Consider the following 20,426-nt stretch of genomic DNA (forward strand, 5'->3'; position numbering starts at 1 on the left):
TAATACAAAAAGGACAGTGTCCTCTCAACACTGTCCTCCCTAATTTACATGATTGAATTTTCATAATCTTGTAATTCGTGATATATACCTTCTATGATGACCCTATTTCCAGCCACTCTATAAACCAATAAATATCTATGCTTTGCAAAACTTATTTATCATATTGCTTTTCTGCCAACTCTGAAAGTTCTACATTAAACTGCATACTTCTCCCTCATGCTCTTTGAAACTGATCTTGCTGACTTCGTTGCTCCAATGTCACTTTTTCTGATTGATGCGGAAAGTTCTTCTACTAGCTCGTTCTCACTTAATCTTTTCATTCCATTCTCTTCATCTGAAATTCCAACTGTTTTGTCATATCCATCTGCCCACAAATCAAATCCTTTATTATCTAACAAATACTTCTTCTCCTTTTAATTAATCCAATATTTAGGAATTTACACTTCTAATTCATCAAACTTCTCATTTTCTTATTTCACCAGCATCTCATATGTAACCCCATACTTCTGCGCAATCTCGCTTGCATAAGATTTCCCTTCCGGAGGCGCCACTTCAATCTGATAGGAGCGCTCTGTCCCCTTCATGTGCACGATCATGGAAAACGCTTTTCCATCTGTGTGCTCTGCCTTCTGCTGTTCTTCATTCATTTCCTCCACATCAAATGCCAGCTTATGCATATGTGTATTATAAATGGTCCTCATTCCCTTATGTAAAATTGCCCTGACACTGTCCTTGGCAATGTAGTATCCTTCTTCAAACGAAGTGGTAGAAAATGATTCATTCATCAAAAGCAGACTCCTGCTGTCAGCCTCCTCATAGATTGCCTTAAAACGCTTACATTCTTCCCCAAGCCTTCCTAAATCCAATGTCTTGTCCTCATCTGCCGGGAAATGGGTGTAAATACCTGTAACAGGGGAAAATGTAAATGCTTTTCCCGGAATATATATGCCACCCTGCGCCAACACAAACAACTGCCCAACAGCCTGTGTAATTGTCGTCTTTCCACCTCGGTTGGCACCTGTTAAGATATACACTCTCCTATTCCGGTCGAAATCCATATCATTCGGTACAATATTCCCGGACTCCTCTGTCTCAAAAACAGCAAGTTTTAAATTGTAAATTCCACGTGCCTGCATCATATACGGATCAGATTCATTTTCTCCCGCTTTATATACAGAAGCTTTAGCAAAGGTAAAGCCCTGTTCCTGCAATTTTTGGATGTACTCCGCCCATTTGATATAGTAGAGCAGCTCCGGAATCAAATCTGTCATGTCGGTAATGGTAATAGAAACATATTTGTTCAGTACTTCTCTGACTCTTTTCACCATATGGGAAATCATATGGTTGACGATTCGGTCTGTATAACGAGTCACATCCTTTGCCTGATCTCCCTCGGGAAGCTTCACAATGCCACCCCGGCTTTCCGACCGCATAACAGCTGTATCCATCACCTTCTGCATAGGAGTGCTAATCACCGCGTCTGCATTCACATCAAACGGCTGAAATTTGAAATTCTTTTTCCATATGGTATCCTCATTGATCCGATCCTTTGACGCAATATGGTCATAAAAATTGCCTAGGATTCCGGACTTGGTAAAATATTTGCTGTTTACAGATATCAGACCGATTCCGTCCGCTTCAAAGCGGTCATTCAAGTTAATACCTACCGTAATGCTCTTAAGCTGTGAAGTGTCCATTTTCAGTTCTGAGATATCTTTTTTCAGTTCCGCAAATCCGTTGTCCGCATAGATTTTCTCCACATAAGCTTTTAAACCCAGAAAACCTGCGGAATGAATGTCCGAAGCTGCCAGACATGTATGAAGCGCATCCACACACTTGATATAATCATTAAGCTCGTCCAGCCGATGCAACAGATCCCAAACGCAGGCACTCTCATCATATTCCCGGTTAAAGCTACCGTACTCCCTCAGAAAGCTGATGCGCTCGAGTATTTCCATAAGGTCATCACGCATTTTTTTCTGTTGAAGGACATCCTCGAAAATATCGCAGCGGTACTGTGTCACCGCCGGATCTGCATACAAACGCGCCATCACGTTTTGGATGTAGTTCTGCTCCCGCTCCTTTGCTGACAGCTTTTTGCAGATTTGATCCATCCCCAGATCATGCATAGTCACATCACTCAAGGTCCGGTATTGTGCATTTGTATCCGGGTATAATAAACTGTATTTTTTCTGGCTCATAAGCTTGTCCTCTCCTTCTGATCTAATATGCAATTTTGAACGAAATCCGTATAATTTAGCTACCACAACCGAAGCCATGCGGAAGATGGGGCGCAAGACATCCGGGGGGATGTCTGCTCTGCGCCGACCGAAGCGGAGCGGAGACCTTGGATCCATGGGGACAAGGTCCGCTTCCGCTTCTAAAATTAAAAAGGGCTAAGCCCTAAGGCTTAACCCTTTTTAATTTTATAATGCGGAAGATGGGACTTGAACCCACACGATTGCAATAATCACAAGATCCTTAGTCTTGCTCGTCTGCCAGTTCCGACACTTCCGCATATATTTGATTTTCTGTCGCTTGTCTCACGCGACTTTGATATAATATCAAATCAAACCAAATATGTCAACACTTAATTTCTATTTTTACATATATTTTTCTTTTATTATGCATTTAAGCTAGTCCAGCCCCGCCTTTATCCGGTTCTGTATATTGACCAGACACTGTAGGAGAACAGGATTGAACTGTCCGCACTCTCCATCCAGAATCATCTGCATTGCCTTTTCATGTGAAAACGCTCTCTTGTACACACGATCGCTTGTCAGGGCATCATATACATCAGCTACAGATACCACCTGTGCCGAGATTGGTATATCCAAAATGAATAGCATGGGCTTTTTCTATATCTTCTTCGTGCATGTTACAACCTCTTTATCAGATATATTTCTCCTCAAAGCTTTCTATGCACATTGGCTTATCGAAGAAATACCCTTGTATGTAATATATTCCCATCTTCTTAATTATAGCATATTGCCTGTCAGTCTCAACTCCCTCCACGCAGACATGTACTCCTATTGTGTTGGCAAGCTCTGTAACCATCTTGACAAATGCATCAGAAAAATCATCCTCCCCAAGATGCTCAATGAAGCATTTATCTATTTTAATGATATCAAGAGGCATCTCCCTGATATGGTTGAGTGATGAATATCCTGTACCAAAATCATCCAGTGCAACCTTAACACCAAGCGCCTTTATCTCACTGAGTATCCGCTTCATGCGCACCATGTCATTGATTGCCAGACTCTCTGTCACCTCAAGACACAGATTTCCCGGTTCTATGCCCACCTCGTCAATTATGCCTTTGATTTTCTTGACTATGTCATTCTGCAGCAGCTGCACCACAGACAGATTTACGTTGACCTTGTAGTCAGGATGTCCCATGTCATTCCAGTACCTGCAGTGCTTCGCTGCCTCTCTTAATACATGCTCCCCGATTGGGTTTATAAGCCCAAGATACTCAGCAAGCGGTATAAAGTCAACCGGATTTATAAAGCCCATGGTTGCTGAATTCCATCTGACAAGAGCCTCTGCACCTGCACAGACATCCTCCCCCTTCACGTTTATAATCGGCTGAAAATACACGGTGAACTCATCGCACTCATTCATCGTGGCTTTTCTCATGTGCTTTTCCAGGTCAAGACGCTTTGTGCTTGTGCCATCAATACCCTCGTTGTAGAACTCTATACGGTTTTTTCCTTCTTTCTTAGCATTGAAAAGAGCTATATCAGCTCTTCTTATGACATCCTCCACAGTTCTTGCATCTGTCGGGAAAAATGCCACTCCGGCACTTATTGTACAGTAATAGTCCTCTCCCTTCAAGAACCACGGTCTGACAAATATCTGCTGTATATCATTAATGATACTCTCCAGCCTGTCAACAGAGCTGCCTGTCACTATGACGATAAACTCATCGCCACCCATCCTGTAGCAGTGGTTCTCAATTCCCTTCACCTGTGTCAGGCTATGCGATATAGCTTTTAAAAGCACATCTCCGTACTGATGGCCAAGCCCGTCATTTATATGCTTGAAATCATCCAGATCTATATAAATCATCGCACCTCTGGTGTCGTTTTTCACTGAATCATCTATAAACTTAGCCAGATCCTGCTCACATCTCATCCTGTTATATAGCCCTGTCAGGAAATCATTATTGGCCTGGTTCTCAATGCGCTGCTGATAACGCTTCTTCTGTGTGATATCATACATTGTAACAAGCTGCACCTTGCGGCCATCCACCCACGCTATGCCTGTGCGATGAATATCAAACCACTTGTCCTCCTCCGTCACGTAGACCTCTGTAAAGCTCCGGCTCTCTGCAGTATGGGAAAAAATATATTTTTCCAGCTTGTTCTGTTCGATAATATTTGAAAGCAGCTGCTTACAGTAATTATTCATGTAAAGTATCTCTGACTTAGACATATCAGCCACGTATATACCGCAGCCGGAGTTTTCCAGTATCGCTTCGAGCGAAGCATAGGAGCCTGCAAGCGAGTTGGTTGTTATCTTTTTTGTGAGAATACTTTGAATGACGCGCTTCGTATCATTTAAAAACTTCACATCATATTTTTCCCAGCTTCTGTCATCCTTCTCATCAAAAAAGCACACATACATCTGAGTCCTGTTATCTATATTTACAGGCTGGAATATAGCTGCCCTCATAGCCTGCTTCTCCATGAAAAGGCGGAATTTCTCCGGCATCACAGAGTCTGATGATATAATGTAAGGCTTTCCTGTGAAAAAAGGTACCTCGGTAATTGATATTGTATCAAACGGCTTTCTGCCATAGCTTACAATCACATCCAAATGCATGCCGTCCACGTTTTTGCGGATGATAAAAGCACCGGTAAGCTTTATGGTAGTAACTGCACTCTCCAGTGCTTTTTGAGCCATATCAGTAAAGCTTCCATCCATCTCAAGCAGTTTTATAACAGAATTGATAGCCTCAAGCATATGAAACTGTTTCTTGATTTCCTCATCTGACTTCCTGATAAGCGAAAGTGCCTCATTCGCAGCATCCTCATCTCTCTTTGTGATCAAAAGCTGTCTGGTCATAGTTTCCAGGAACTCAATTGTTCTGTTAAGACGCGCTTCACTGGTAATAATTATGCCATCAGGAAGCAGGTTTCTCTCATCATTAGACATCTGCTCATCAATTACCGCAGCTATAATCCAATATATATCGTGGGTATTGTCCACTCTTACAATCAGACCATACAGCCTGATATAGTCCTTATCCAGAGGTTCATCTATGAGATTCTCAACCCTGCAGTCCGACAGTCTCAAAATAAGTTTTTCGTATTTCTCCTCACCAATAAATGTAAGCATACTCTTCCATTTATCGTTACATTGACCCACCTCTGTCATGACTCCATCCTTTTTTGTCAGACACGACAAATATATTCCGTTGACCATACAGAAATAATCCTGTATTTTTTTTAAAAGCTTGGAATCTGACATATTTTCCTCCTAAAAACTCACACAAATCAATCCTCATATCTGATAACAAACAAATAAAAGTCATTCTTATCGAGAATACATGTCTCCTGAAGCAGACGGTATTCGACACGCAGCCTGATTTGTTTCTTCACAAACCCAATCTCATTTGAATACATGACTATGATTCCGCCGGATACCAGATGCTCTGCGGCCTTGTCGAAAAACCTCTCGTAAAAAAGCTCCATCTCCGCCTTGGTCTGTCGGTTACGAACCGGCATATCCGTAATCAGCTCATCAAATTTGTAGTCATGTCTGAAATCAAAGAAATCCCTGTGTATAAAATTAATTCTTGTTTTGGCAAACTCAGCATTCTCTCTGCCCATAGTGATTGCATCTCCATAGGTATCTGTAGCATATATCTCGCGTGCCGGGACTAAATGTGCGCGCTCTATAAGCAGTGTACCAACTCCGCAGAACGGATCCATGATTTGTGCTGTTTCCTTAAGATACGGCTTTGCAAGTGAAACAATAAGTGCCGCTTGTGACGGATGCATCGACGTAGGAAGCACATTCTTTCTGTATGCAAATCTATTATCCTGTATAGAACATAATCTCATGCAGACAAAATAATTGTCATTTTTTGTCGGTATTAGCTTAATCACCACGTCGTAATCATTTGGTGAATTGATCATCCTGCCCGCAAAATGCATATCGATAGCTTTCGCAAGCCTGCTCTGGTACGCCGCATCTGCCGTGCTCTCAATACGATAGTAAAACGGACCACCCTCTCGGTGCATGCGTCTTAATATATCATACATATCTGACTCTGCAAGAAGTCCGGCTGCTTCCTGTGCATCCTTTGGCAGAAGCGATGCTGCATGTATGGTAAAGTACATTTTTCTGAATGTGCGCACCTGCATGATAAGAGGTATATTGTCAGTCTTTACAAGCACTCCAAGCGGATGCAGCTTTGTATCCTTAACCGGTATCTGACGTCGTACCACCTCTCTGTGAAGGCGGTTTGTCATCAGAAGCAGCTCAGCCTTTACTCCCTCGAGCACAGGTGTATGGTGCTTTATCCCATTATATTTAATCAGGATTTTATTTATCTCGTTTAATTCTTCCTCAATATGCTTCCTATTTTCAGCTGTGACCGTCATATGCTCAAGCTCTTTTGCACGTTCCATAAGCTGTGGCAAGAGCTCTTTGCAGTCCAGCTGTGACAGCGCCGCCAAATATGAGCCCTTTACAAAGCGCATCTGTTCAGCCTCGTATGCTTTAAAAACCTCATCAGAAAGCTGTGACATATGAAGATCTCCTATCAGAAGCGCTGCGTTCTTTCTGGTTTTTGCATCTTCTGCTCCCATAAACGACACAAGCAGCTCATCTTCTCCTGCAAGCAGCTTTAGAGCCTCTGCTAATGCATTTTCATCTTTAATCTCCTGTCTGAGGCTGCTCAGATTCTGACGTACATTCTCTTTTTTTAACAGATTTCCGATAATTTCCTTCATTTTTTAAATCATCCTTTAATTTATTGTATATTGTCAGTTTTGGCTTGCCTCTTCCTTTGGCACACCATTTTCTTCGATGTATGTATCCAGATCCTTGTGAAACTGCTCCCACGCATCCTCATGCTCCACGAAATATAGCGGACACTTCTTGCCTGTCACATCGTAGTGCCTTATTACATCATCAGCACTCAGATCATACCGCCCCATAAGCCATGTGGTGAGCTCTATGAGCGACTGGTATGTGCTGTCGTTAAACTTTCCTGTCTCATCCTCTATACAGCACTCTATCGATATTGTGTCACTGTTTCTGTTATTAGATGCATACGATATCTCATTGCAAGGTATGCACTGCACTATCTCACCCTCTAATCCTATAACAAAGTGTGAGCTTGCTTTGGTCTTTTTGGTCTCTGCCAGGCCATTGAAATAGTCTCTGTTTTGTCTGGCTGACGTACCCGGATTTGCTGTATAATGGACAACTATGCCGTTTACCTTCTCAAGTGCCTTCTGTGGTCTGGAATACGGATTGGGTGTCAGCAACTGTACATCAAGCTTTGGCTGTATAGGATTGTAAAGAGTACTGGTCACCTCTGCCTTTACTTCTTCCTGCTTTGCCTTTTTGCCCCTTAAAGCTCCCACTATGATTATCGTTGCAATTATAAGTATTATCACGCCTATAACAATGCCATTGCTAATAAGCTGCTTTCTTCTAACCTGGGCGCGGTGTCTCTTTCTATATTCTTCGCGCTTTCTCTGTCTTATCTTTTCATACTCGTCCATTTAATTATCCCCGGTTATCTCTTTTGTTTGCTTTTATATATCTATTCCAAGCTTTTATAAACATTTGCATACATATAAGAGTATATTAGCACAAATCGTCTTGTTATGCCACATAAAATAATACAAAAGCACCAGATATTACGACGTAACATAATACCCGGTGCTTTATTATAAATGTATATTCTTATTATTAATCACACTTAATCTCGTGAACCCATCCATCCGGTCCATCAATATGGCCCATCTGAATGCCTGTAAGTGTGTCACGAAGCTTCTTTGTGACAGGTCCCATCTCATCCATACCGCTTGGGAAGCAGATTTCCTTGCCGTGGTCTACAATCTTTCCTACCGGTGAGATTACTGCTGCTGTTCCGCAAAGTCCACACTCAGCAAAATCCTTTACCTCATCAAAGAGCACCTCTCTGTGCTCAACCTTGAGTCCTAAGTACTTCTCTGCAACTACCATCAGTGAACGGCGTGTGATTGATGGCAAGATGCTGTCTGATTTAGGTGTAACAAATGTGCCATCCTTTGTGATAAAGATGAAGTTTGCACCACCTGTCTCCTCTACCTTTGTACGTGTTGCAGGATCGAGGTACATATTCTCTGCAAAGCCCTGTGCATGTGCATCTACAATGGCATGAAGACTCATTGCATAGTTGAGTCCGGCCTTGATATGTCCTGTTCCGTGAGGTGCTGCTCTATCAAAGTCTGACACACGGATTGTAATTGGCTTTGCGCCACCCTTGAAGTATGGTCCTACAGGTGTTACAAGGATTCTGAACTGATACTCATCAGCAGGCTTTACACCGATTACTGCGTTTGTTCCCATAATGTATGGTCTGATATAGAGTGTAGCGCCTGAGCCGTATGGTGGAACCCATGCAGCATTTGCCTTTACTACTTCCTCAACTGCCTTTACAAATCTATCCTCCGGGAATACAGGCATCTCAAGTCTCTCACATGAATCCTTAAGACGCTGTGCGTTTAAGTCAGGTCTGAAGCAGACAATTCTGCCATCCTCTGTTGTGTATGCCTTAAGTCCCTCGAAGCATGTTTGTGCATACTGGAATACTCCCGCACACTCATTAAGTGTCACTGTATGATCCTTTGTGAGCTGTCCATCGTCCCACTTTCCATCTTTATAATTAGAAACATAGCTGTAATCTGTTTCCTGGTAGCCAAAACTAAGGTTTGACCAATCGATATCCTTCTTTTCCATCTTTATATCCTCCGTTTCTTTACGGATCCGATATAACCTAGCGTTATCATATATCGGGTCTACTATCATTTATGCTCATTCTAGTACAATAGAAAAAAAATGTCTAGTACTATTTTTTTATAATAACTATAACTTAAGTTTCTATATAGCTTTTTTTACTATTATAAGATAAGGCCTGACTTTTTCTTACTTTTTTCAATAGCTGTATTAAACCTTCCAAACGGACGCCCAAGCAGCAGTCCGATCACAAGCGATATTGCTATAAATATAAGAAGAATCGCAAGATCCTTGCAATAATCAAAGCGGTACATGCCTCCCACGCACTCTCTTAGGGCATTCATGGCATAGTTAAACGGCATGAACTTATACAGTGCTCTGTACACCTGTGGCAGCACCTCAACCGGGAATGTGCCGCCTGCGCCTGCCACCTGGATGACCATGATGACTACTGCTACAGCCTGTCCCACATTGCCCCAGGCTGCTGTGAGCGAGTACATAAGAAGCGTGAATACAAGGCTTGTCAGTGCGCTTGCACACCAGAAAAGGAACGGATGCCTGCACTGTATTCCGACAAAGAACAAATCACCGAGCACCGTCACAAGTGTCTGAAGCTGGCCTATCACAAAAAATGTGATATATCTGCCAAAAAACTTATGTACGCTGTTTACTTTGCCAAGTGATTTTATATCGTCAGTGTCCTTTACCTTTGTTTTCACAAGTGCAACAGTTATCAGACCTCCCACCCACAGAGCCAGCACTGTGTAAAATGGTGCCATGGCTGAGCCATATGTGGATATCTCATATATCTTCTGCTCATCCATAGACAGCGGTGATGTCACAAACTGCGCAATGAGTGTCGGATCTGTCCGAAGCAGCTTTACAATCTCATTAAACTGCTCATCGTTTGACAAATTATCAAATCCTGATGTAACATTCTGCAAACCATCTCTGATCTGCTGTACATACTGTCTGGTATTTACAATATCTGCATTTCCTGATTTAAGAACTGCCGAATAATCATCGAGTGCTTTTTGTATATCCGGGAAGCTGTTGTCCAAAGAACCAAGCATGGACTGTGTCTCAATAAGTGCATATTCTATATCATATACCGCTCCTGTGAGATTCGGTGACACGCTGTGGTCAAATGTATTTTTAAGTGTATCTATTGCAGACTTGGCACTTGACACATCCGCTTTTATCGACTCCTTAAGAAGCTTTAGCTTATCTGCCGTCAATTCAGTATCAGACTTAAGGTCTTTTATCTGTGTTTTAATGCTTTGGATATTATTTCTGACAGCCTCTATCTGCGAGCTATCAACTCCCTTTAAGCCTTGAATGGCGACAAGAGTATTCTCAGCAAGCTGCTCTACCGTATCAAAGCTAGCCACGGAAACAGATATATCCGCAGTATCGGCATCAGCTAATCCCGACGCATTTAAGAGCTGTATGGAGTTTTCCAGCACATCGAGCTGACTGTTTATGTTTGATAAGCTTATGTCGACCATCTGTGTGATGGTTTGTGCTGTCTGCGCCCCCGAAAGCACCGATGACTGCATGCCGCTTACCGATGATTGTCCCCCGTCAATCAGCCCCTGCACACTCGGAAGCAGTGACTGTGTCGAGCCTATCAGGCTGTCTGCTGAATCCGTGAGCATGGCAAATGTATCGAGCATGCCTGCATATGTAGAAAGAGTCGTGTCCATATCCTTTAGCTTATCAACAACTGTTCCGGCCAGGTTATCGCCTGATTTTCCGTCTCCCACTATGAGCTCTCCCGACTTTGACGCTATCTCTGTAATCGTGCTCACCATTGAAGAGTTTACAGACTGCTGCACCGTGGTCTTGACCTTTGAGGTTATCTTTGTGGCTATGGCATTTTTCTTGCTGTTTTCATAGTATTCTATCTGCGGATTGACCGGCTCACCGCTTAAGAAGCTAAGCATATCAGATGAAAAATCCTTCGGCACAATAAAGGCTGCATAGCACTTTCCGCTATAAACATACTCCAGTGCCTCTTTACTGCTGTCTGTGAAAATCCAGCCAATTGCATCGTTTTCCTTCAGTCCCTTTATGACACTATCTCCCATACATAGCTTTAAATCACCGATGCTCATCCCCTCATCCTCAGAATATACTGCTATGTGCATCTGTGATGTAGCTTCCTCTCCGTAAGGATCCCAGTTGGACATAATATTAAACCATGCATATAAAGCCGGGATGATGCCAAGTCCCATAATAATGACTATGGCAACCACATTTGTGGATATACGTTTCAGGTCAGCCAGATATATTTGAAATATTTTTTTCATTGCTCGGCATCCTCCCCTGTACTTTGCTGCATCGTATCAAATCTCTGCTCCACTCTTTCGGCTATTTCCTGCACCCTGTCCTCAATCTGCACGACAGGACTCACACTCTGTACATCACAGCCGCTTATCTCATTCATCTTCTCCTGCAGCTTATAGTCCACATACTCGACTCCAATTAAATACACTGCGATAGCAAACAGACTCACTATCCACAGTACAAGAAAAATGATTTTTGAACTGTCCGGCACAATCATCAGCAGCACAAGAAAAAAGAGCGGAATGATGTATATGCACCTTAATCCTATTTTTATCCGCTTTTGATTCTGCTCATGGATGGTCTTTTCATATCCGACCAGCTTATCGTACATCTCGCGCAATCTCTTATCATCGGATAGCGGCTGCTCATTCACATTATTATTTGCATTATTATTCATATCATTATCCATATTGGAATCTTTATTACTGTTTCTACCTGTATCCTGCATACTTTCCTTCCCGCTTTATAGCTTACGGCACATCAGAAGTACCATATTAATATGCCAATTATCAAGTTATTAATTGTACATTTAACTATAACATCTCAGTATCTTCCATACGCTTCTCTATAAAATGATTGAGTCTGATAAACGGCTTTCGTATCACAAGTCCTATCACCAAAGAGGCTGCGCCAAAAAGTAAAAGCGTGATATAACATTTGCCGAGTGTATTTTCGTACATACCTCCTATACACTCCCTCATCGCATTTATCGCATATGGGAATGGGAAGAAAATATACACTGCCCTGAAAAATGACGGCAGCGCCTCTATCGGATATGTGCCGCCGCTTCCTGCAATCTGAAGTACCATGACAACCACCGCCAGTGCCTTTCCTATATCACCAAAGGATATGGTCAGAGAATATATGAGCAGTGAAAATGTAAGGCTTGTCACTGCGCCTGTCACAATAAATGAAACCGGATGCACACACTGTATTTTAAGCAGGTATAAATCACCTAGCACAATGATAAAAGTCTGTACCTGTGACAGTAAAAAGAATGTCAGATATCTGCCAAAATAAAGCTGTGAAGGCTTTAGTTTCCCAAGCCCCTTGGCATCCGCGTGAACCTTTACCAGCGAAACAAGTATAGTCATGCCCACCCATATGGCAAGTGTCGTATAAAAAGGTGCTACTCCGGAGCCATAATTGGCTATCTCGTAGATATAATTATCTGATACCTGCACCGGCTCTGAAAAGAAGCTGCCAAGCTTTTCAGGATTCCCCGAAAGCAGATTCACTATGATATCAGCTTTTTCATCCTCAGAGGCTGCTTCAAGCTTGTCGAGTGTCGTATTTATCTTGTCAGATGCTGATTCTATGACTCCCTTAAGCTGTGTCATGCTCATATTAAGTGTATCAAGCGTACTGTCCACTCCGTCAAACACCTGCGCCATGGAGCCTGATGTCTGACTTAGATTGCCAAGTGTGGTCTGCATTGAATCAAGAACAGACGACATACTGCTTATCATGCCGTCCACCTGTGGCACTATCTGTGAGGTATATGTATCATTCACTGCTGACGCGGTCGATAAAAGAGCCGACATTACACTCTTAAGTGTTTCTGCAGAATTCTGTGTTTTTCCCGATAAATCCACAGACTGTGTGCTTTCTATCATGCTCTTTGTCTGTTCCTTGACAAGCTCTATATTGGAAATAAGTGTGCCGACATGGGTATCGTCCATATCCGGCTTTATTTTGTTGATTTTGTCCTCAAGAGTGTCAATATTACCTTTCAAAGCATCCGCTGACTGTTTAATATTTTGCACATCACTTTGAATAGTATTTACATCCTGCGACAGATTTGCATCTGAAATCTGCTTTGATATATCATCAATCGAGCTCTTCACCTTTGCTAATGCCGACGTGATATCTGCGCTAAAGCTGTCGAAGGATTGTCTGGTGGACTGCAGATCATTTTTACTCTCTTCAAGCCTGTCTGTGCCCTTTGCAAGCTTATCCTGCCCATCTTTGAGTGCTTCGCCCGTTTCTTTAGACACCTGTGACAACGCCTTATTTCCGTCAATAAACGTATCTATCATGGCATCGTACTGCGCAAGACTCTCTGATACCGCTTCAAGCTTACCGGTCATCTGCCCCACAGCATCCTTTTCCTTCATGTCATCGGATATTACGTTGGTCTCCTTAAATACCTGCTCTGCAAGCACCTTTATAAACTGCTTATTAATACTTGATTTAACAGCACTTGCTGCGCTGTCCGTTATCTTTGTCGCAACAGCATTTTTCTTGTCGTTGAGATAGTAGGTAATCCTTGGATTTTCAATATTGTCAGCTACACCATGATACATGCTGTAGGTAAACTGCTCATCTATGACAAGTGCAGAATAATATCTGCCCGACTTAACACCCTCAACAGCCTTTTCCTCTGATTTAACAAATTTCCAGCCTATAGTATCCTTTTGCTTTAATGACTCTACCACACCATCGCCCATATTGACAGTTTCGCTGTCATTCTTCGTCCAGCCCTTGTCCAGATTGACTACTGCAATTGCTATATTTCCGGTGTTGCCATACGGGTCCCAGTTGGCATAGATATTAAACCATGCATACAGCGCCGGCAGCACGCAAAGTCCAATAACTATAATGAGTACAAGCACATTTCGGAATATGCCGCACATATCTCTTTTAAAAATTCTTAAAATATCAGCCATGAATCATCCTCTTATATCCGGTGTTTATATCCGGTGCTGTTTAAGCTCCCCAATAAAATACAATGAGCCAAATGCAACATTTTTCGTATCTCTTTTCAGGTGCTTTCTTATCTCATCAACTCCTGAAAGCTCTGTTGCCTCAACTCCCTCTTTTCTGATAAAATCTGCAAGGTGCGATGCCTGCAGTGCCCTGTCTGAATCCGGTGTCACTGTATAAAACTCCTCAGCAAGCGGCAAAATCTCACGTATCATGACATCATAGTCCTTATCAGCCATGACCCCCATGAAAAAGCAAAATTTCTCCCCCGGATACATCTGCATGAGGCTTTCCTTGAGCGCATCAACTCCATTGCTGTTGTGTGCTCCGTCCACTAGCAGAAACGGCTTCTTTGATACTATCTCCATGCGCCCCGGCCACACAGCCTCTTCAAGAGCGCTTTTTATCCTGTCATTCAGGTCTGTTTTCTCGCTCTTTGGCCCTGTCTTATCATATTGAATTTCGTATTCCGGCCCGCCATAGTACTTTTCCAGCACATACCGCGCCGCAAGCTCTGCCGCTGCTGCATTCTCCCACTGAAATGTGCCACAAAGCCTCAGTGCGTAGCCGCTGCAGCGTGCTATATCGCTTTGCTCCACAGTGATTATCCGTGCATGCTTTTTTTGTGCTTCCTGCTCGATCACCTGCATGGCACGTTTATCCTGCTGTTCCACCACCACTGTGCCGTTTTCCTTTATAATACCGGCCTTCTCAGCCGCTATATCCGCTATATCACTGCCAAGGATAGCCATATGGTCATAGCCTATCTTTGTAATAACGGCACATTGCGGTGTGCCGATTGCATTCGTTGAGTCAAGCCTGCCTCCGAGCCCTGTCTCAATGACCATATAATCGCACTGCTGCTCCTCAAAGTACAAAAGAGCCATGGCAAGGCAGTAGTCAAACATCGTAAGTCCTATGCCAAAATCTATATCAAGCAGATAGTTTCCAAGCCGTGTGACATCCTCCTTAGGTATCATACGCCCATCAACCGTGATGCGCTCCTCAAAATCCACCAGATGCGGTGATACAAACGTGCCTACCCTCATATGCTCTTTTTTTAATATACTAGAAAAAAAAGCGCACACCGAGCCCTTTCCATTGGTGCCTGCCACATGGATATACGGTATTATGCGCTTTTGCTTTCCTTTTTCTCTCAGCACCTTTATGACCTGTGCTGTCACCACCACTCCCGGCTCATTGCCGAAACGGCGTGTGTTTTCTATTTTGTTTAAAACCTGTGTGTAATCTAAATTTCCCATGCCATCATTATAATATATCCGGCCGATAAAATAAAGACCATATCCTTATACTGCTATAATAATGCCTCCGTCATTTGCATACATGCTTGAGATGCCGGCAGTATCCACAATGACAATCTTCTTAAATCTGGCAAGCTTCTCAAGGCAAGCCTTCACATACTGTGCACGCTCCGGGCAGTTGCAGTGCGAAATTGCAAGAATCCTGTGCTCACAGTCCTTTGTGGCAGCCACAACATCCTCTACCATCTTGGCAAGTGCCCTCTTCATGCCTCTGGCCTGGCCAAGCTGCTGGATTGAGCCCTCATCGGTTGAGCCCATGACAGGCTTTATATTTAAAGTGCTGGCCACAAAAGCCTTCAGGTTGCTTAATCGTCCTGCCTTTCTTAATGTATCAAGTGTCTCAAGCACAAAGAAGGTATTCATGGAAGAAATATACTCCTCTGTCTGCTTTACAACCTCATCAAACGAAAGTCCACTCTCTTCAAGCTCCTGTACCTTCATACCGATTAGTGTCTCGCCGATAGATGCTGAGCGGGAATTGAATACATAGATTTGCTTGCCACAGTCCTCATGCTCCTCGTTGTACAGATTGACCGCTAAAACAGCGCTGTTGTATGAGCCGCTGAGCTTGCCCGAAAGTGTGACAACATATACATGATCAGCCTCTCCCTCAAAGGCCTGCATATATTCCTCAGGAGACGGGCATGACGACTTTGGCCCCTTTACGCTCTCCTTTACTCTTCTTAAGAAATCATGCTGGTCAAAGCTCTCATCATCGCGGATTCTGTATCCGTCAACATCAAGCTCGAGTGCCACATTGCAAAAATGTCCATCCTTCTTAAGGCTGTCTGTGAGCTCACCACAGCTATCTATTATAATCTTATACATATCTATTCCTCCTGCACTATATGATAATAAAAGTTTAAATTACTTTTTTAAAAGTTATTTTATTCCGCAACAAGTAGTTTTCATTACTACGTCATATTAACACTAAAACTAAACTTATGCAAGAGGTTTCTGTATTTATTTTCCCATAATGGCTATCTGCCCTTTAATGGTACCCGAAAAAGGCCGTCACACAGTCGCTTAAGGCTTTCATGTCGCGTACTCCCATAAGCTCACAGGCTGAGTGCATTGCAAGAATAGGTATACCTATATCCACAGTCTTCACCGGCAAAAGCGTACCTGCAATCGAGCCCAGTGTGCTGCCGCCACGGCTGTCCGAACGGTTCACAAAACGCTGGTAAGGTATGCCCTTTTCATCACACAGCTGACATAGAATAGCAATAGCCTGCGCATCCGTAGCATACGACTGCGAGCACGCCTGCTTGATACAAAAGCCTTTTCCCATGACAGGCATATTTGTGATATCCATCTTTTCCTTTTTATTAGGATGAAGCGCATGAGCCACATCGACAGACAAAAGCATGGCATCATATATGCTCTCATCTATTTCATTTTCTGAAAGGTCCATATTTCTTAAAATACGTCTGAGCATATCGTGAAGCATTATAGAGGCCGCGCCCTGCTTACTGTTACTTCCAATCTCCTCATGGTCGAAAAGCGCTATGATGTTTATTCCATCAGCCCTGTTTCCATCCTCTATGGCATCAAGAAGTGCCCTGCAGGATGACTGGTTGTCGATTCTTGGTGATGAAATCATGGTGTCATTCACACCGACAAAGCAAGGCTCCTCCATACAAAATGTATTGAGCTCAAAGTCTATGATATCGCTCTTTTCCACAGACAGCTCTCTAGCCAGAAAACTAAGGAAATAATCCGTGGTCATTTCATCCTCAGTTATTGAATCAAGCACCGGCATCAGATCCACCTGATTATTTATTCCGACCCCCTTATTCACATCCCTGTTCATATGAATGGCAAGATTTGGAATAATCATGACAGGCTTTTTGGACCTATATAGCACCATACGCGGATTGAACACATCCTCACTCTTTATAGCTACGCGCCCTGCCACTCCGAGAGGTCTGTCAAACCATGTGTTTAAAATCGGTCCTCCATACACCTCTACATTAACCTGTGCATATGAGTTTGTCATAAAATCCGGATTTGGCTTTATGCGAAGATATGGATAGTCTGTGTGAGCTGCCGCTATTCGCACCATATCCTTTTTGTTGTAGCCGCTTCCTACAGTAAACGCAAACATGGTCGTATCATGGTGATTTAAGACATACCTGCCACCGCGCACAAGCTTCCAGTCGCCTGTATAATCTATCTCCTCAAATCCGTTTTCCAAAAGCTCCTGCTTTGCAGCCTTCACACACTCGCATGGTGAAACAGCCGCTTTTAGTAAATCAAATAATTTTTCCTGTTTCATGGATTGCCTCCTGTTTTCATTGCATAACGCATTTATTCTACCACGGACTTTACAATTATTCCAGTTGAACAGGCTTTATTTTTATGGCATAATCCGCAAATCTGATGTATGATATAATAATCGATAACTATTCAAAACCATTGAGAACAATCATTCGCTGTCACATACAATGTGGGAAATGAGGAGAAATTATGATATCAATTGAACTGACAGACACAAAGGACTTTATGAACAAGCTGCTTCGCACGGAAATCTTTGACAACTTCCTGCTCCAGGAGGCCGTCATCACAAAGGCAGCCTCATATGTCATAGATGGTCACCTGCAAAAGGGCTTTTACAGCTCCACAGAGCTTGAGGAAAATTGTATAGCTGGCTATAGCATACTTCCCTTTAGGATGCTTCGCACAAACTGCTTTGACCTGATAAAGGGCAGACAGACTCCATCGTCATTCAAGTTTGTCTTTCTGCTTTCACCCGAAAACATGGAGCACACCCTAAGCAGTCTGCACTCTGCTTTCACCGTGTCCGATATCAGTGGTTTTTTCATAAATATCAGGTATCAGAGCCAGCTTCTGACTCTGACAACCGGAATATCCTACAATATTTTTTCAGCGGATAAGACCTTAGACAGTGAATGGGATAAGCTTGTAATGAAATTTTTAGCAAATAATGACATAAACTTTAAAGAACTTTGACTTTATTGCTTTACATCTTAAACCTGTTATGCTATTCTAACGTTAGTTGCGTAAGCAGCATTATTATTATTTGGAGGTACTTTCGATGAGCAAAGGTACAGTAAAATGGTTCAATAACCAAAAAGGTTACGGATTCATCACAGCCGAGGACGGAAAGGATGTATTCGTACATTTCTCAGGACTTAACATGGAGGGCTTCAAAACTCTCGAGGAAGGTGCAGCAGTAGAGTTCGATATCACTGATGGCGCTAAAGGTCCACAGGCAGTTAACGTTGAGGTAGTTAAATAATTTTGACCCCTCAGGCAATCTAGTTTCTATGTACCTTTTTCTTTATTATATATTTAGGTAAAATTATAGTTACAAAAATGTTAATTGGGGAATAAGATATAAGAATCATGATTAAAAAAAGAAGAGTTCATTTCGAACTCTTCTTTTTTGTGCTTTTTTATTTGAATGATTTTAGTTGTTTACACGATGATGAGACATCGGTGAGCTTGTGGTGAGTGGTAAAAACGTGTAACCGTTCGCCTGTCCCCACTGGATGATCTGCTCGACCGCATTGACACTGAATTCCTTTATGTCATGCTGCAATACAACTGATACATTATGGCTCTGCACACCGGAGATGACATTCTGTACCACCTGTTCCGTGCTGATTGGCTTGGGGTTTGCATCTCCGCTCGATACATTCCAGTCACAATATAAAAGTCCTCTTGCTGTTACATCATTTACGAGCTGTGTCATAATACCCGGACAGTAATCCTTGCTCACAGTATTTGATGAGCCACCCGGGAATCTGATGATTGACGCATCATTTCCCGTCTGTGCCTTTATGATACTGTTCATCTGCTCAAGGTCATCAAAAAATGCCTGCTCACTTGTATATATCTGGTTGTATTTGTGGCTGGCAGAGTGGATAGCCACTGTATGTCCTCTCTTTGCCTCCTCTGCTATCATGTTCTGATAGTCAGGATGTGTATTTGTAACAAAGAAGGTGGCCTTTACATTGTATTTATCAAGCACATCTAATAGCCCCTGTGTATACTTTCCGGGACCATCGTCAAAGGTAAGATAAATAATCTTGTTGCCCGGATTTACCGTGTCTGCCGTGGCAGCCGGATCATACACACTGACCACTCTTGTAGCAGTAGCCTTATTTCCTGATGAATCTGAGACCTCATAGGTCACAGTATACTTTCCCGCCTTATCCTTATCTACCTTATCTCCTGATACCTTGACACTGTCTGTGATGTCTCCGTCACAATTGTCTGTTGCCGTGTATCCCGGATCACTGTACTTATCACCCTTTTTAACTGACATAAAATCATCACCCGAAAGCTTTATCTGCGGTGCAGTGGTATCTGTGACATGCACAGTCCTTTTGACCTCGCTCTCATTCTTTGACGAGTCAGCGACACTGTACTTTATCTCATAGTCTCCCGGCTTTGAAGTATCGACAGCTCCTGTAACAGATACCTTGTCTGTCAGATCCCCATCATAGTTGTCTGTTGCCGTATATCCCGGGTCACTGAACTCGCTTCCTGCCTCTACAGTCATCTCTGCATCGCCATTTAATGTAATCTCCGGAGCCTTCTTATCCCTCACTTCAACCTTGATTGTCTGTGTCGCAGTTTTTTTACCGTATTGAGCAGTTACCTTTATCTCGTATGAACCTGTCTTTGTCGCATCGACATTACTGTCTATAGTACATTTTATCTCTTTTCCCTTCCGATTTATAAGCCTGCCTCTGACATACGCCTTGATTTTTGGTGCCTCAAACTTTTTGCCATACTCAACAGTAATACCGTTTTTGAACTTGCTGCTGAACTCAATGTGTGAGTCAAAGCATGTGATATATACTATAAACGCCACCACCAGAACTATTGCAGCCGTAAGTATGCCGATAATCATCTTTTTATTTTTGTCCATTTTTCCAATCCTCTTTAGCATTTTATAATTATTCTCTCTATATTATTACTCAAACCTGATAATATTATTTCAAGCAATATCTATTATAGCGTTAAACAATCTTTTTTGCTACTGCAAATTCCTTGAGAATTTCTTAATGTTGGCTTCATATATTTCAGTTATGTTACAATTGTTTCTTTATC

At 42.6% G+C, this 20,426-nt stretch carries 15 protein-coding genes, 1 tRNA gene and 1 pseudogene; 2 read left to right on the top strand and 15 right to left on the bottom strand.

The window, feature by feature from the left end; genetic code table 11:
- Positions 1–194: 194 nt before the first annotated feature.
- The 14 genes and pseudogenes from EUBREC_RS18020 to EUBREC_RS10770 all read right to left on the bottom strand — a co-directional run bounded on the left by EUBREC_RS18020 (position 195) and on the right by EUBREC_RS10770 (position 17,619).
- Positions 195–398: a hypothetical protein gene (locus tag EUBREC_RS18020; RefSeq protein ID WP_012743198.1), complete on the bottom strand. Its 204-nt coding sequence runs from the start codon at positions 396–398 to the stop codon at positions 195–197.
- Between the two features lie 72 nt (positions 399–470).
- Positions 471–2,201, bottom strand: a complete 1,731-nt coding sequence (locus tag EUBREC_RS10710) for a MutS-related protein (protein WP_041254145.1) — start codon at positions 2,199–2,201, stop codon at positions 471–473.
- A 231-nt stretch (positions 2,202–2,432) separates the two neighbouring features.
- Positions 2,433–2,517: transfer RNA gene (locus tag EUBREC_RS10715), tRNA-Leu, on the bottom strand.
- 119 nt (positions 2,518–2,636) lie between these two features.
- Positions 2,637–2,834, bottom strand: a pseudogene (locus EUBREC_RS10720) (HD-GYP domain-containing protein); the annotation flags it as partial.
- 58 nt (positions 2,835–2,892) lie between these two features.
- Positions 2,893–5,475, bottom strand: coding sequence for a sensor domain-containing protein (locus EUBREC_RS10725; RefSeq protein WP_012743202.1), 2,583 nt, complete (start codon positions 5,473–5,475; stop codon positions 2,893–2,895).
- A 26-nt stretch (positions 5,476–5,501) separates the two neighbouring features.
- The gene (locus tag EUBREC_RS10730) at positions 5,502–6,965 is read right to left on the bottom strand and encodes a TRM11 family SAM-dependent methyltransferase (RefSeq protein WP_012743203.1); all 1,464 of its coding nucleotides are present in this window, start codon (positions 6,963–6,965) and stop codon (positions 5,502–5,504) included.
- A 33-nt stretch (positions 6,966–6,998) separates the two neighbouring features.
- Complete coding sequence (locus EUBREC_RS10735; RefSeq protein WP_012743204.1) at positions 6,999–7,745, bottom strand: peptidoglycan recognition protein family protein; 747 nt, start codon at positions 7,743–7,745, stop codon at positions 6,999–7,001.
- A gap of 190 nt (positions 7,746–7,935) precedes the next feature.
- Entirely contained in the window at positions 7,936–8,967 is a 1,032-nt protein-coding gene (locus EUBREC_RS10740) for a branched-chain amino acid aminotransferase (protein WP_015517407.1), read from the bottom strand.
- A gap of 161 nt (positions 8,968–9,128) precedes the next feature.
- Positions 9,129–11,276, bottom strand: coding sequence for a YhgE/Pip domain-containing protein (locus EUBREC_RS10745; RefSeq protein WP_012743206.1), 2,148 nt, complete (start codon positions 11,274–11,276; stop codon positions 9,129–9,131).
- Complete coding sequence (locus tag EUBREC_RS10750) at positions 11,273–11,761, bottom strand: SND2/TMEM208 family protein (RefSeq protein WP_012743207.1); 489 nt, start codon at positions 11,759–11,761, stop codon at positions 11,273–11,275. The genes EUBREC_RS10745 and EUBREC_RS10750 overlap by 4 nt, the downstream gene beginning before the upstream one ends.
- 85 nt (positions 11,762–11,846) lie before the next feature.
- On the bottom strand, positions 11,847–13,982 hold the full coding sequence (locus EUBREC_RS10755; protein ID WP_012743208.1) for a YhgE/Pip domain-containing protein: 2,136 nt from the start codon (positions 13,980–13,982) through the stop codon (positions 11,847–11,849).
- Between the two features lie 24 nt (positions 13,983–14,006).
- Positions 14,007–15,281, bottom strand: coding sequence for a bifunctional folylpolyglutamate synthase/dihydrofolate synthase (locus tag EUBREC_RS10760; protein ID WP_012743209.1), 1,275 nt, complete (start codon positions 15,279–15,281; stop codon positions 14,007–14,009).
- Between the two features lie 45 nt (positions 15,282–15,326).
- Positions 15,327–16,169 (bottom strand): DegV family protein, encoded by an 843-nt coding sequence (locus tag EUBREC_RS10765; protein WP_012743210.1) that lies wholly within the window; start codon positions 16,167–16,169, stop codon positions 15,327–15,329.
- A 163-nt stretch (positions 16,170–16,332) separates the two neighbouring features.
- Positions 16,333–17,619, bottom strand: a complete 1,287-nt coding sequence (locus tag EUBREC_RS10770) for a M18 family aminopeptidase (RefSeq protein ID WP_012743211.1) — start codon at positions 17,617–17,619, stop codon at positions 16,333–16,335.
- A 191-nt stretch (positions 17,620–17,810) separates the two neighbouring features.
- On the opposite strand from EUBREC_RS10770, the gene EUBREC_RS10775 reads away from it, so the two are divergent.
- Both EUBREC_RS10775 and EUBREC_RS10780 read left to right on the top strand, forming a co-directional pair.
- Positions 17,811–18,314 (top strand): DUF5721 family protein, encoded by a 504-nt coding sequence (locus EUBREC_RS10775; RefSeq protein ID WP_012743212.1) that lies wholly within the window; start codon positions 17,811–17,813, stop codon positions 18,312–18,314.
- Between the two features lie 85 nt (positions 18,315–18,399).
- The gene (locus EUBREC_RS10780) at positions 18,400–18,603 is read left to right on the top strand and encodes a cold-shock protein (protein WP_012743213.1); all 204 of its coding nucleotides are present in this window, start codon (positions 18,400–18,402) and stop codon (positions 18,601–18,603) included.
- Between the two features lie 171 nt (positions 18,604–18,774).
- On the opposite strand, the gene EUBREC_RS10785 is transcribed toward EUBREC_RS10780, so the two are convergent.
- A complete protein-coding gene (locus EUBREC_RS10785; protein ID WP_041254147.1) occupies positions 18,775–20,244 on the bottom strand; it encodes a polysaccharide deacetylase family protein in 1,470 nt (489 codons plus the stop codon).
- Positions 20,245–20,426 lie beyond the last annotated feature (182 nt).

This window comes from Agathobacter rectalis ATCC 33656, from assembly GCF_000020605.1.
Lineage (GTDB): Bacteria > Bacillota > Clostridia > Lachnospirales > Lachnospiraceae > Roseburia > Roseburia rectalis.

Coding starts and splice junctions, on each gene's coding strand:
- EUBREC_RS10770 (WP_012743211.1), bottom strand. CDS start 17,619: ATGAAACAGGAAAAATTATTTGATTTACTAAAAGCGGCTGTTTCACCA.
- EUBREC_RS10730 (WP_012743203.1), bottom strand. CDS start 6,965: ATGAAGGAAATTATCGGAAATCTGTTAAAAAAAGAGAATGTACGTCAG.
- EUBREC_RS10755 (WP_012743208.1), bottom strand. CDS start 13,982: ATGGCTGATATTTTAAGAATTTTTAAAAGAGATATGTGCGGCATATTC.
- EUBREC_RS10745 (WP_012743206.1), bottom strand. CDS start 11,276: ATGAAAAAAATATTTCAAATATATCTGGCTGACCTGAAACGTATATCC.
- EUBREC_RS10725 (WP_012743202.1), bottom strand. CDS start 5,475: ATGTCAGATTCCAAGCTTTTAAAAAAAATACAGGATTATTTCTGTATG.
- EUBREC_RS10785 (WP_041254147.1), bottom strand. CDS start 20,244: ATGGACAAAAATAAAAAGATGATTATCGGCATACTTACGGCTGCAATA.
- EUBREC_RS10775 (WP_012743212.1), top strand. CDS start 17,811: ATGATATCAATTGAACTGACAGACACAAAGGACTTTATGAACAAGCTG.
- EUBREC_RS10710 (WP_041254145.1), bottom strand. CDS start 2,201: ATGAGCCAGAAAAAATACAGTTTATTATACCCGGATACAAATGCACAA.
- EUBREC_RS10735 (WP_012743204.1), bottom strand. CDS start 7,745: ATGGACGAGTATGAAAAGATAAGACAGAGAAAGCGCGAAGAATATAGA.
- EUBREC_RS10750 (WP_012743207.1), bottom strand. CDS start 11,761: ATGCAGGATACAGGTAGAAACAGTAATAAAGATTCCAATATGGATAAT.
- EUBREC_RS10760 (WP_012743209.1), bottom strand. CDS start 15,281: ATGGGAAATTTAGATTACACACAGGTTTTAAACAAAATAGAAAACACA.
- EUBREC_RS10780 (WP_012743213.1), top strand. CDS start 18,400: ATGAGCAAAGGTACAGTAAAATGGTTCAATAACCAAAAAGGTTACGGA.
- EUBREC_RS10740 (WP_015517407.1), bottom strand. CDS start 8,967: ATGGAAAAGAAGGATATCGATTGGTCAAACCTTAGTTTTGGCTACCAG.
- EUBREC_RS10765 (WP_012743210.1), bottom strand. CDS start 16,169: ATGTATAAGATTATAATAGATAGCTGTGGTGAGCTCACAGACAGCCTT.